General features: G+C 38.6%; 10 protein-coding genes. 5 read left to right on the top strand and 5 right to left on the bottom strand.

Going from position 1 to position 12,969, the window contains the following annotated elements:
- Positions 1-19 precede the first annotated feature (19 nt).
- Positions 20-526 (bottom strand): LptE family protein, encoded by a 507-nt coding sequence (locus AC4MRQ_RS00450; RefSeq protein WP_491195657.1) that lies wholly within the window; start codon positions 524-526, stop codon positions 20-22.
- A complete protein-coding gene (locus AC4MRQ_RS00445; protein ID WP_491195656.1) occupies positions 523-1,770 on the bottom strand; it encodes a sigma-54 interaction domain-containing protein in 1,248 nt (415 codons plus the stop codon). Before AC4MRQ_RS00445 ends, AC4MRQ_RS00450 begins: the two co-directional genes overlap by 4 nt.
- Before the next feature lie 196 nt (positions 1,771-1,966).
- On the opposite strand from AC4MRQ_RS00445, the gene kdsB reads away from it, so the two are divergent.
- Complete coding sequence (gene kdsB / locus AC4MRQ_RS00440) at positions 1,967-2,719, top strand: 3-deoxy-manno-octulosonate cytidylyltransferase (protein WP_491195655.1); 753 nt, start codon at positions 1,967-1,969, stop codon at positions 2,717-2,719.
- 72 nt (positions 2,720-2,791) lie between these two features.
- Here the strand turns inward: kdsB and infB are convergent, their stop codons facing one another.
- From infB to rimP, 3 genes are all read right to left on the bottom strand, one after another.
- Complete coding sequence (gene infB, locus AC4MRQ_RS00435; RefSeq protein WP_491195654.1) at positions 2,792-5,725, bottom strand: translation initiation factor IF-2; 2,934 nt, start codon at positions 5,723-5,725, stop codon at positions 2,792-2,794.
- A 66-nt stretch (positions 5,726-5,791) separates the two neighbouring features.
- Positions 5,792-7,027: a transcription termination factor NusA gene (nusA, locus tag AC4MRQ_RS00430; protein ID WP_491195653.1), complete on the bottom strand. Its 1,236-nt coding sequence runs from the start codon at positions 7,025-7,027 to the stop codon at positions 5,792-5,794.
- 15 nt (positions 7,028-7,042) lie between these two features.
- Positions 7,043-7,507 (bottom strand): ribosome assembly cofactor RimP, encoded by a 465-nt coding sequence (gene rimP, locus AC4MRQ_RS00425; protein WP_491195652.1) that lies wholly within the window; start codon positions 7,505-7,507, stop codon positions 7,043-7,045.
- A gap of 245 nt (positions 7,508-7,752) precedes the next feature.
- Between rimP and AC4MRQ_RS00420 the strand changes: the two genes are divergently transcribed.
- The 4 genes from AC4MRQ_RS00420 (at position 7,753) to lpxA (ending at position 12,465) form a co-directional block, all read left to right on the top strand.
- Positions 7,753-9,009, top strand: coding sequence for an HD domain-containing protein (locus AC4MRQ_RS00420; RefSeq protein WP_491195651.1), 1,257 nt, complete (start codon positions 7,753-7,755; stop codon positions 9,007-9,009).
- Positions 9,010-9,136: 127 nt separating this feature from the next.
- Positions 9,137-10,171 carry a UDP-3-O-(3-hydroxymyristoyl)glucosamine N-acyltransferase gene (gene lpxD, locus AC4MRQ_RS00415; protein ID WP_491195650.1) on the top strand — a complete coding sequence of 345 codons (1,035 nt, stop codon included), beginning with the start codon at positions 9,137-9,139 and terminating at the stop codon, positions 10,169-10,171.
- 36 nt (positions 10,172-10,207) lie between these two features.
- Entirely contained in the window at positions 10,208-11,605 is a 1,398-nt protein-coding gene (locus AC4MRQ_RS00410) for a bifunctional UDP-3-O-[3-hydroxymyristoyl] N-acetylglucosamine deacetylase/3-hydroxyacyl-ACP dehydratase (RefSeq protein WP_491195649.1), read from the top strand.
- Between the two features lie 71 nt (positions 11,606-11,676).
- Entirely contained in the window at positions 11,677-12,465 is a 789-nt protein-coding gene (gene lpxA, locus AC4MRQ_RS00405; protein ID WP_491195648.1) for an acyl-ACP--UDP-N-acetylglucosamine O-acyltransferase, read from the top strand.
- Positions 12,466-12,969 lie beyond the last annotated feature (504 nt).

The raw sequence follows: 12,969 nt of genomic DNA, 5'->3' as shown, positions 1-12,969 counted from the left end.
AGTTGATACACTTACAATTTTACCAATCAGCAAAAGTTTTGTTGAAGATATTCTCAGTTAATTCTTCAATCATTTCGTTGGTCAAATCCGTTTCAACGGCATTAATATTCTGATCCGAAGGAAAATCACGAAATGCTGAAAAACTACTCTCCCAATTTAATTTGGGATCTTTGTAGTTCTTATAACGCACTTTAATGGTCATTGAAAGACGGGTTTCAGCCGATACAGCATCTGACTGAATAGCCATCGGACGCACGCTATAGCCTGTTATCTCACCTGAGAAATCCACATCGCCGGTTCCGTTTACAAGATTCAAACGTGATTCGTTAGATATTCTGTCTTTTAATCCTTCTGTAAAGTTCTGACTTAGTACAGGGTTAATTAGAGGTGCCCTGTTATCAAAGTACTGTACTGAAAAAGTGTTTAGATTCTCTGGTATAGATGCTCCACTCATTGTCATCCTCACCGAACAAGCGCTTACTACAAGTGTAAGTAATACGATCGCTATAATATTTATTGTCTTCATCTTTCTATCTGGTATTCTTTAATTTTACGGTATAATGTGCGCTCTGATATACCCAGCTCTGTTGCAGCCTGTTTACGTCGGCCATTATATTTATCAAGAGCCTTCTTAATTAGTTCAATCTCCTTATCAGCAAGTGATAACGATTCCTCAACAAACTCCTCTGTATCCTGAATCGTATTATGATGTTCTTCTTTTATAGGCGCAGAATACGTCATTGGCTGAACATTGTTATCAGGAGCTACAAAATCTCCATCCTCACTTTGATACAGTTTTTGTATGATCTGTGCATGCTCACCTTGTTCATTCACCCGACCATTCTCCATCATATCCAATACGAGCTTTTTTAAATCATTCATGTCATTCTTCATATCGAATAACACTTTGTAAAGAATCTCCCTCTCATTGCTGAAGTCAGATTCTTTTTTACTTTGATCAGTTATTATTGCAGGCAGATTATCTCCCGAATGATAAGGCAGGTATTTTGATATGGCTTCCCCATTAATCTCACGTTGTTGTTCAATTACTGATATCTGTTCAGTAATATTCTTTAACTGACGAATATTTCCCGGCCAACGGTATCGAAGCAATAAATCCTTAGCATCCTCAGATAATCGAATGGCTGGCATCCTGTAGCGCGTTGCAAAATCATTGGCAAACTTTCTGAAAAGTAAATAAATATCATCCGAGCGATCGCGCAACGGTGGAATATTTATAGGCACGCTATTTAAGCGATAATACAAATCCTCACGGAATTTACCTTCTTTAATGGCATTTTCCATATTGACATTGGTTGCCGCAACAACGCGCACATCAGTTTTTAAAACTTTTGACGAACCTACTTTAATAAATTCACCCGCTTCAAGCACACGTAACAAACGAACTTGCGTATTCAATGGCAATTCTCCTATTTCATCCAAAAAAATGGTTCCTCCATTCGCTTCTTCAAAGTATCCCTTTCGATCAGATAATGCGCCAGTAAAAGCACCTTTCTCATGCCCAAACAATTCCGAATCAATTGTTCCTTCTGGAATAGCTCCGCAGTTAACTGCAATATATGAACCATGCTTGCGAGCACTTGACTGGTGAATTATTTGCGGAAATACTTCCTTACCTGTTCCACTCTCTCCGGTTATCAACACTGATAAATCGGTTGGAGCAACCTGAACCGCCACATCAATGGCTCTGTTAAGTCCAAACGAATTACCGATAATACCAAAACGTTGCTTAATCTGCTGTATATCCATTCTGACTAATCTAATCTTATTGTTTGCTACCAATATGTAATAGTCAATCTAATACATCAATTGGAATAAAAAACCTGCAATTATTGCAGGATTACCTGACAAAGTTACAATTCATACGCGATTTTAAATGTTTATTAAATAAGTTTTATCCAAAAATTATTTAATATTTGCCATATATAGTAAATGACCAATAACAATGAATAGTATTTTAGGAATTATTCCAGCCCGATATGGCTCTACTCGCTTTCCAGGAAAACCTTTAGCCAATATTGGAGGTATGTCAATGATTCAACGTGTATACGAACAGGCAAAAAAAGAGCTTGAATATGTGTATGTGGCAACAGATGATGAACGAATAGAAGAAGCGGTTAAATCATTTGGAGGATGTGTGGTTATGACTTCAGTCGACCATAAGAGTGGTACGGATCGCTGCGCAGAAGCTTTCACCAAAATTCGCTCAATCAAGAAAATAGATTTTGACGCCGTAATTAACATACAGGGAGATGAACCATTCATCAGCCCAAAGCAAATTTCATCAGTCGCCAAATGTTTTATAGATTCTTCAACACAACTGGCAACACTCATTAAACCCATCACAGCTACAGAAGATTTATTCAATCCTAACAAGCCCAAAGTTGTAGTAAGTGAAGATCAACATGCTCTGTACTTTAGCCGCTCTCCAATCCCCTATTTCAGAGGTGAGGATGAAGAACAATGGGTAAAAAAACATTGCTATTATAACCACATCGGGCTTTATGGTTATCGATCTGATATCTTATTTGAAATCACAAAACTTGCTATAGGAAAGCTGGAACAAGCAGAGTCGCTGGAACAGTTGCGCTGGCTTGAAAATGGTTATTCGATACGTGTTGAAGAAACGTTTGAAGAATCACATGGTATAGATACACCTGAAGATCTGGAACGATTAACGGATTTGGGCTTACTTTAATTCCCAACAACTTCTTAAAATAAAAAATGGTCACTCAATCAAGCGACCATTTTCTTTATGCGTTATTGGATTCTACAGTTTTCGACTTACCTCTACTTCTTCGTAAGCTTCAACAATATCTCCAACTTTAATATCATTATACTTGTCGATGTTCAATCCACACTCGTAACCTGATGCTACCTCTTTCACATCATCTTTAAATCGTTTCAACGATCCAAGCTCTCCGGTATAAACCACAATTCCTTCACGGATTAATCGAACCTTATTGGCACGCTTGATCTTACCTTCTTTTACCATACAACCGGCAATTGTACCAACTTTTGATATCTTAAATGTTTCGCGAATTTCGATTGTGGCTGTAATTTCTTCCTTAATCTCAGGTGATAACATACCTTCCATCGCTGCTTTCAATTCTTCGATCGCATCGTAAATAATTGAATAAAGACGAACGTCAATCTCTTCTTTTTCAGCTAAGCGACGCGCCGCCATCGATGGACGAACCTGGAATCCGATTACAATTGCATTCGAAGCAGTTGCTAACATGATATCTGATTCGGAAATCTGACCAACAGCTTTGTGAATCACATTTACCTGAATTTCTTCAGTTGAAAGCTTAATTAACGAGTCAGATAATGCTTCGATAGAACCATCCACATCACCTTTCACGATAACATTCAACTCCTGGAAGTTTCCAATTGCGATACGACGGCCAATCTCATCAAGTGTGATGTGCTTTTTGGTACGCATCCCCTGCTCACGCTGCAATTGCTCACGTTTAGTAGCAATATCTTTTGCTTCGCGCTCATCTTCCATAATATTGAAACGCTCACCTGCCTGCGGTGCACCATTCAAACCTAATACCAATGCCGGTTCAGATGGACCAACTTCTTCAACCTTCTGGTTACGCTCATTGAACATCGCTTTTACGTGACCGTAGTGAGAACCTGATAAAATCATGTCACCAACTCGCATAGTACCACTTTGTACCAAAAGAGTAGTTACATACCCACGACCTTTATCAAGTGATGATTCAATAACTGAACCAACGGCACGTTTGTCAGGATTAGCTTTCAACTCAAGCAGATCTGCTTCGAGTAATACTTTCTCCAACAACTCATCGATGTTAACACCGTTCTTAGCAGAAATCTCCTGGCACTGATACTTACCACCCCAATCTTCAACCAAGTAGTTCATATTGGCCAGTTCTTCTTTTATCTTATCAGGATTTGCTCCCGGTTTATCAATTTTGTTAATGGCAAATACCATTGGAACACCGGCTGCCGCAGCGTGGTTGATGGCTTCGATTGTTTGCGGCATCACATTATCATCAGCCGCCACAATAATAATGGCTATATCAGTTACCTGAGCACCCCTTGCACGCATCGCTGTAAAGGCCTCGTGACCTGGTGTATCCAGAAATGTTATCTGACGACCATCTTCACGCGTTACATTGTAAGCTCCAATATGCTGAGTAATTCCTCCCGCTTCACCGGCAATTACGTTTGCTTTACGAATGTGGTCAAGTAAGGATGTTTTACCATGGTCAACGTGTCCCATTACAGTAACAATCGGTGGACGATCTTGCATATCTTCCTCTTTGTCCTCCTCTTCCTGAATAGACTCAACCACTTCAGCACTCACAAACTCGATGGTATATCCAAATTCTTCAGCAACAAGTGCTAATGTTTCAGCATCCAATCGCTGGTTAATCGAAACGAACATACCAAGACTCATACAGGTGGCAATAATCTGATTCACCTGTACTTCCATCATGTTTGCCAATTCGTTAGCAGTTACGAATTCTGTAACTTTCAATATTGACTTTTCCTGATCTGCCTTTTCCATCTCAGCCTGTTGACGCTGAGACTGCATTTCACGTTTTTCACGACGGTGTTTAGCTCCTTTACTCTTGCCTTTCGAGGTTAAGCGAGCTAAAGTATCTTTAATTTGCTTTTGTACATCTTCCTCATTAACCTCTGCTTTAACAGGACGCTTTTTTGCTTTTGCAGGACGCTGACGCTGGCGATTATCTTTTCTGTCACCACCTTGTCCTTGCTGACCTCCTTGTCCGCCTTGTTGCTGCTTCTGGTTAATATCAACCTTCTCTTTATCCTTCTTAATACGCTTACGCTTACGTTTTTTATTGGCGTTCTTGTTAGCGTCTTTGTTTTCTGTTGATTTTGTAGGTGTTTTAGGTAGTTCTATTTTACCTACAACCGTTGGTCCAGATAATTTCTTTACCTGCGTTGGACGGAATGCATCTTCCTGTGCTTCTGTCTTAGCTTCATTTTGAGCTTTTACAGGAGCTTCTTCAACAGGTTTGGTAGCCTTAGGTTGTGCTTTTTCAGTCTTTTCTACCTTTTCAACCTTCTCTACTTTTTTAACTTTTTCCTGTTTTGGTGCTTCTGATTTCTTTGGCTTTGATGTTGGCTTGCTATCCAAATCAATTTTACCTACAACCTTTGTCTCATCCACCTTATCAATTTTGGTTGGAATATGCTCAGGTTTCTTTACAGGCTTTTTAGCAACCGGCTTTTCTTCCGTCTTAACTGTTTTTTCAACAGGCTTAGCTGGTGTAGGCTCCTTAGGCTCTTCTTTCTTTGGTTCCTTTTTTTCAACAGGCTTAGGTGCTTCTTCCTTTTTCTTAGGTTTAAAAGCTTTTAAATCAACCTTACCAACAACTTTCGGTCCTGAGTCTTTTGGGGCAGCTGGTTCTTCGGCTGTTTTTTCGATTTCTTTAACCGGCTCAACATCTCCACGGATATCTGATAGTGAAATCGATTCTTTTTTCGACTTCTCCTTCATTTTAGCCAGCTTCTCCGATTCCTTTTTTACATGTGAATCGCCACGATATTCCTGTGCCAGAAGCGAATACATTTCCTCAGAAATCTTTGTATTCGGGTTAGTTTCAACTTTGAAACCTTTTTTCTGCAAGAACTCCACAATGGTGTGGTGTCCAACATTGAACTCTCGTGCTACTTTACTAAGTCTTTTTCCAACTGCCATATAACAGGACTCTTCTTATCGTTTTATTTTGTTCGGATTCAATTCTTTGCGGGCAAATATAGCGATTTATTCAAATTCGGCGCTTAATATACCTCTTACTTCCTTAATTGTTTCCTCTTCTAAATCTGTTCTCTTAACCAGGTCTTCAACTGAAAGGTCTAACACTGATTTGGCTGTATCACATCCAACTGCTTTCAATTCATCCAATACCCAGCTTTCAATTTCATCTGAGAATTCATCCAAATTCACATCTTCATCATCCTCGTCTGTCTCGCGATAAACATCTAACTCATAACCAGTCAACTGACCAGCTAAGCGAATATTTAAACCACCTTTACCAATAGCAAGCGACACCTCTTCAGGACGTAAATAAACCTCTGCTCTTCCCTGATCTTCAAGAATTTTAATATTGGTGATCTTCGCAGGATTTAGTGCGCGCTGAATAAATAATTGTGTATTCGCTGTATAATTGATAACATCAATATTCTCATTACGTAATTCCCTTACGATACCATGAATACGTGATCCCTTCATACCTACACAAGCCCCTACAGGATCAATACGCTCATCATATGATTCTACAGCTACTTTTGCTCTTTCTCCCGGAACACGTACTATTTTCTTAATGGTAATTAATCCATCAAAGATCTCTGGTACTTCCAATTCGAATAATCTTTCAAGGAAAACCGGTGATGTACGTGATAAGATAATAAGTGGATTGTTATTACGAATTTCAACCTTTACCACCACTGCACGAACATTATCTCCTTTACGGAAAAAATCTGAAGGAATCTGTTCTGCTTTCGGTAAAATTAACTCGTTGCCTTCATCGTCAATGATAAGAATCTCACGCTTCCAAATCTGGTAAACTTCTCCAGTAACGATATCACCAACGCGATCTTTATAACTGTGGTAAATGTTATCTTTTTCCAATTCAAGAATACGAGCCGATAAGTTTTGACGCAAACTCAAAATAGCGCGTCGTCCAAAATCAAGGAATTTCACCTCATCAGTTACTTCCTCGCCTAACTCATAATCTTCATCAATTTTTTTGGCTTCCGACAGAGAAATTTGAAGGTTTTCATCTTCTAAGTCTTCATCTTTCACCACTTCCCGGTTACGCCAGATTTCAAAGTCTCCTTTATCATCGTTAATGATAACATCAAAGTTCTCATCCGTTCCAAATCGTTTAATAAGGACACTGCGGAATGAGTCTTCTAATACACTGATCATGGTTGCACGATCAATATTTTTGAGTTCTTTAAACTCCGAAAACGTATCTATCAGATTAATATTTTCCATACTCAAAAGGAATATTTAAAAAGATATAATGTCTTTTACCTGTTTTACTTCGTCAAATTTACAATTTACCTGATTCACCTGCAATTGCTTGCGTTTCTTGCCTTCGACCTTAACCATTTCTTCAACTTCGATACTAAAGTCACTCTCTCCAACTTCAAGCAATTTACCCGTGATTTTTTTTCCATCAGCCTTCAACACTTCCACTTCCCGGCCAATGTTTTTCTGATATTGTCGCTTCACTTTAAATGGCTGACCTATTCCCGCCGATGCTACTTCTAACTCAAAGTCTTCTTCATCGCGATTAAGACCTGCTTCAATCATCTTACTCAATTCGATACAATAACTGATGGGCACACCATCATCGTGATCAATCATCACATATATTTTATTACCCGGTTTAACGACAAGTTCAACAAGAAACATTTCGTCTTCCTGTAACTTATCATTAATAATTCCTTGTATCTGAGACTCCTTAATCATCTTTTTAATTAATAAAATAGGGGACTTTCTTGTCCCCTAAGTCATCCACTCGGTAAATCAAGCGCAAAGATAGTAATAAGGGGTCATTTATCCAAATACTTAAAATTTAAGTTAAAAAGAGACGTGATGAATTCTTTTTAACTACGGTTTTCGCTCTTTAATGATCGTTTTTTCATGTTTCGAAAGTATGTACAGCTATGAATAAACCGTTTTTCGTATCTTGTTCGCTTATCGATAATTTGTGAATGAATAAACGAAAAATAATTAATGATCCGGTTCATGGCTTCATAAAGGTACCTTATGACCTATTATATGACTTAACCGAACACCGATACTTTCAACGACTAAGACGGATTAAGCAACTTGGTTTAACCCATTTGGTATATCCTGGTGCCATGCATACCCGATTTCAACACGCTTTAGGTGCCATGCACCTGATGAGTTCTGCAGTTGAAACACTCCTTTCTAAAGGCATGGATATTACTGAAGAGGAAGCAGTATCCGTTCATGCTGCCATTTTGTTACATGATATAGGTCACGGACCTTTTAGTCATGTACTGGAACACTCTCTTGTTGAGGTGTCGCATGAGGCTATATCGCAAATTATCATGCAAAAGCTAAATGAAGAGTTTAATGGCCGCCTAACAACGGCAATTGCGATATTCAATGACAGTTACCACAAAAAGTTTTTACATCAGTTGGTATCGAGTCAGCTTGATATGGATCGCTTAGATTACCTGAAAAGAGATAGTTTTTTCTCTGGTGTTTCTGAAGGTGTTATTGGCTCTGACCGTATTATAAAAATGCTCAATGTCGTTGATGATAAACTGGTGATTGAGTCAAAAGGAATTTATTCAATTGAGAAATTTCTTGTGGCCCGTCGATTGATGTATTGGCAAGTTTATCTGCATAAGACTGCCCTGGCAGCAGAGCAAATGTTAGTTCATTTACTCCAACGCGCCAAATCTATCATTAAGAAAGGTGGTGAACTTTTTACACCATCACATCTGTGTTACTTTATGGGACAAAAGCGAACTATTGAAGATTTCTACCTTGATGACGAGGTGCTTGAAAAATTCGCTTTGTTGGATGATGATGACATTATGTGTTCAATAAAAGTATGGACAAAGCATCCGGATACTATTCTTTCAACTTTAGCGAAAGGGTTCGTAAACCGCCAATTATGGAGTATTAAAATCAGCAATCAGCCATTTAAGCCTGAAATTATTAAAACTATTAGAGAGGAAGTACGTAAAGAGTTTAATTTAAAATCATTAAAAGAGACAAACTACTTTGTGTATGCTGATACTATAACTAACAATGCCTATAGTATTAAAGATGATAAAATTGAGATATTATACAATAATAATGAATTAAAAGATATAGCCTCTGCATCAGATATGCTTAACCTTTCGGTATTAGGAAAAACAGTTAGGAAACATTACGTCTGTTTTCCTAAGGCTATTAAACAAAAATTACAAACCAATGGTGTACTTTTCTAAAGTAAATATATTTACTAGATTTGCACCAAATTTTTTGACGTATAGCTCGTTAAATATCTATTTTCGCGACAATTTACTAGTTCGCAAAGTTGTTAATAAGGAGCTGACTAACAAAGTATTGTTATAAATGAAATTTACAGCCGGTCAAATTGCCGAACTATTAAACGGCAAAGTAGAAGGAAACGAGGATGCTATCGTTAGAAATGTATCAAAGATTGAAGAAGGAAAGCCTGAAACATTAACATTTTTAGCTAACCCCAAATACAGCCAATACATTTACACTACCAATGCTGAGGTGGTTATAGTTAATGACTCATTTGAAGCTGAACAAGAAATTAAAGCGACATTAATCAGAGTACCTAATGCATATGAAGCGTTAGCGCAGCTCTTACAGATGTACGAAGAGAGTCAACCGAAAAAGACAGGCATAGAACAACCTTCGTTTATAGATGATTCAGCAAAAGTTGGTGATTTCGCTTATATTGGTGCATTTGCATACATTGGCGAAAACGTGCAGATTGGAAACAATGTAAAAATTTACCCCCACTCGTATATCGGAGATAATGTTAAGATAGGTGATAACACAACTATCTATGCGGGTGTAAAAGTTTATAAGAATTGTAGCATTGGTAAAGAATGTACTATTCATGCCGGAGCGGTTATAGGAAGCGACGGTTTTGGATTTGCTCCAAATTCAGAAAACGAGTATAAAAAAGTGGCGCAAATTGGTAATGTGATACTTAACGATCATGTTGAAATTGGCGCTAACACAACTATTGACCGTGCTACAATGGGCTCAACTGTAATACAAAAAGGAGTTAAGCTCGATAATCTGATTCAGATTGCACACAATGTTGAAGTAGGTGAGAATACTGTAATTGCTGCTCAAACTGGTATAGCAGGTTCTTCCAAAATAGGTAGAGATTGTATGTTTGGAGGCCAGGTTGGAATTGGTGGCCATATTAATATTGCCAAAAATACCAAAATAGGAGCGCAGGCCGGAGCTGCCGGGAATATTAAAAAAGAAGGTGAGATACTGATGGGATCACCTGTAATGGATGTTAAGCAATTTTACAAGAGTTCCGCCGTATTTAGAAGATTACCAGAAATAAAAATGCAACTCGACAAACTACAGAGAAAAGTTGATGAATTGGATAATTAAAGCTGTATAATCAACTGCATTAATTTTAGACAGAATATGACTGAAAAGCAAAGAACCATAAAAGCGCCTGTAACATTGAAAGGTACAGGCTTACATACGGGAGTTGATGTCAATTTCACACTAATGCCAGCCCCTGTTAACCATGGATATAAGTTTAAAAGAATTGACCTTGAAGATCAGCCTGTAATTGATGCTCTTGCTGACAATGTAGCATTTACCCAAAGAGGCACTGTACTTCAGAAAGGCGATGCAAAAGTAAGTACTATTGAGCATTGTTTAGCAGCACTTACAGCTTTAAAAATTGACAACTGTCTGATTGAAGTAGATGGTCCTGAAGCACCAATTCTTGACGGAAGCTCAAAGTTTTTTGTTGAAGCGATCAAAAGCGTTGGCATAGAAGAGCAGGAAGAAGAACGACAATACTTTGTCGTTAAAGAAAAAATGGTGTTCGAAGATAAAGAACGCGGGATTAAAATCATGGCTTTGCCTGATGACGAGTTTAGTGCCGACGTGAAAATATCATTCGACCAGTCATTACTTCTTTCTAATCAGTTTGCTACGCTTGACAACCTTGATGATTTTGAAAACGAGATTTCAGCTTGTCGCACTTTTGTATTCTTGCATGAACTGGAACCTTTATTAAAGAACAATCTCATTAAAGGTGGTGATTTAGATAATGCCATCATCATTATCGATAAAGAAATCAGTCAGGAAGAGTTAAATAAGCTGGCCGATTTATTTAATAAACCTCATGTGGAAGTGCAGCCAACAGGTATATTGAATAATGTAGAATTAGTGTATCCGAATGAACCGGCTCGTCATAAGCTATTAGATGTCATTGGTGATTTAGCCCTTTGCGGTATGCCAATTAAGGGGCGGATTATGGCAACACGTCCCGGTCATATGGCAAATGTTGAGTTCGCCAAGCTTATTCGTAAGGAAATTAAAAAGAGAGCACTTAAGCCTGAGGTTCCTCAATACGATCCAAACAAAGAGCCTGTTTGTGATATCAACGAAATTAAGAAGATGTTACCTCATCGACCTCCTTTCCTTTTAATTGATAAAATCATTGAATTAAAAGAAAAGTCGATTGTCGGTATCAAGAATGTAACAATGAATGAACCATTCTTCGTTGGTCACTTTCCTGATGAGCCAGTTATGCCGGCTGTTCTTCAGATCGAAGCCATGGCACAGGCAGGTGGAATATTCATTTTAAGTCAACTGGATGATCCAGGCGCTTACAGCACCTACTTTTTGAAGATTGATAATGTGAAATTGCGCAAAAAAGTAGTCCCTGGCGATACTATCATCTTCAAACTGGAACTCGTAACTGAATTCAGAAGAGGAATGGCCAATATGAAAGGAACTGCTTTTGTTGGCGATAGCATTGTTTCGGAAGGAGAATTCATGGCCCAAGTAGTTAAAAGCAAATAAAAAAACACACCATTAAGTATATTCTAATTTGTTAGCGCAGGGAGGAGTATAGAACTAAAACAACTGTAAAAATGAAACAACCATTGGCATATATCCATCCGGAGGCGAAGATTGCTCCCAATGTTGTTATTGAACCTTTTGTAACCATTGACAAAAACGTTGTTATCGAAGAGGGAACCCGAATTGGTTCGAACGTAACAATACTAGAAGGAACACGCATTGGTAAAAACTGTAACATCTTTCCGGGTGCTGTAATCGGTGCCATTCCGCAGGATTTAAAATTCGTAGGCGAAGAAACAACGGTTGAGATTGGGAATAACACTACAATACGTGAATTTGTAACCGTTAACAGGGGAACCAAGGCGAAAGGCAAAACCATTATTGGTGATAATTGCTTGCTAATGGCATATGTGCATGTCGCACATGATGCTATTATTGGTAATAATGTAATCCTTGTAAACACTGTTCAGGTTGCCGGTGAAGTTGTGATTGATGACTATGCTATTATCGGCGGTATGTCAGCTATCCACCAGTTTGTACACATTGGTGCTCATGTGATGGTAGCCGGTGGAACCTTAATTGGTAAAGATGTGCCGCCTTATGTAAAAGCAGGTCGTGAACGTATCTCTTATGTAGGTGTTAACTCAATTGGTTTACGCCGCCGCAACTTCAGCAATGACCAGATTCGTGATATTCAAAATATCTATCGTTACCTATTCCAGATGGGGCTGAATAACTCAGAAGCTATTGAGCGTATCGAAGCTGAAATGCCGGCATCGAAGGAACGAGATGAGATTATCTTGTTTGTTCGCAATTCACAACGCGGAATTATCAAAGGATACTATCCTGATAAAGCATAACACGAAATATTCAGATTTTATAAAGAACCGGCTTCGTGCCGGTTTTTTATTTTTTACTCTGCCAAATTGACGTTTTGTGCTCTTCGGTGGCCTTTTTATAGCTCTCGGAAGCCTTTTTGTGCTTCCCGGAGGCCCTTTTATAGCTCCTGGAATGTCTTTTGCCACGTTCGGTGATCTAAAACCTTGCCATTCTGTCGCTTTGCTGCACTAAGAATTGCTCTTATATGTTTCGGAAAGCCTTTTGCCCTCGCAGGAAGTCTTTTTGTGACTCCGGGAACACCTTTTGCTATTTCCGGAGGCGAAAAAAACTACCATTCTGCTGTTTTGAGACATTAAGAAGTGCTTTTATATGTTTCGGAAGTGCTAATGCGTGGTTAGGAATGGCATTTAATTGATTAAAAACGGCTTTTGAGGCAAATTGCATGGCTTTGATTATACTCAGGGCGCTTTTGCAAGCTTGGGAAATGCTTTTGAACCTTTGGGCAACGCCTTTAGCTGTTTGGG

This window comes from Carboxylicivirga sp. (assembly GCF_982718395.1).
Note: the sequence above shows the minus strand (reverse complement) of the source record. Positions and strands in the feature narration are given on the sequence as shown.

What these genes read in the sequence shown, in the direction of transcription:
- AC4MRQ_RS00450 (WP_491195657.1), bottom strand. Translation starts at nt 526, where the DNA reads ATGAAGACAATAAATATTATAGCGATCGTATTACTTACACTTGTAGTA.
- AC4MRQ_RS00445 (WP_491195656.1), bottom strand. Translation starts at nt 1,770, where the DNA reads ATGGATATACAGCAGATTAAGCAACGTTTTGGTATTATCGGTAATTCG.
- kdsB (WP_491195655.1), top strand. Translation starts at nt 1,967, where the DNA reads ATGAATAGTATTTTAGGAATTATTCCAGCCCGATATGGCTCTACTCGC.
- infB (WP_491195654.1), bottom strand. Translation starts at nt 5,725, where the DNA reads ATGGCAGTTGGAAAAAGACTTAGTAAAGTAGCACGAGAGTTCAATGTT.
- nusA (WP_491195653.1), bottom strand. Translation starts at nt 7,027, where the DNA reads ATGGAAAATATTAATCTGATAGATACGTTTTCGGAGTTTAAAGAACTC.
- rimP (WP_491195652.1), bottom strand. Translation starts at nt 7,507, where the DNA reads ATGATTAAGGAGTCTCAGATACAAGGAATTATTAATGATAAGTTACAG.
- AC4MRQ_RS00420 (WP_491195651.1), top strand. Translation starts at nt 7,753, where the DNA reads ATGAATAAACGAAAAATAATTAATGATCCGGTTCATGGCTTCATAAAG.
- lpxD (WP_491195650.1), top strand. Translation starts at nt 9,137, where the DNA reads ATGAAATTTACAGCCGGTCAAATTGCCGAACTATTAAACGGCAAAGTA.
- AC4MRQ_RS00410 (WP_491195649.1), top strand. Translation starts at nt 10,208, where the DNA reads ATGACTGAAAAGCAAAGAACCATAAAAGCGCCTGTAACATTGAAAGGT.
- lpxA (WP_491195648.1), top strand. Translation starts at nt 11,677, where the DNA reads ATGAAACAACCATTGGCATATATCCATCCGGAGGCGAAGATTGCTCCC.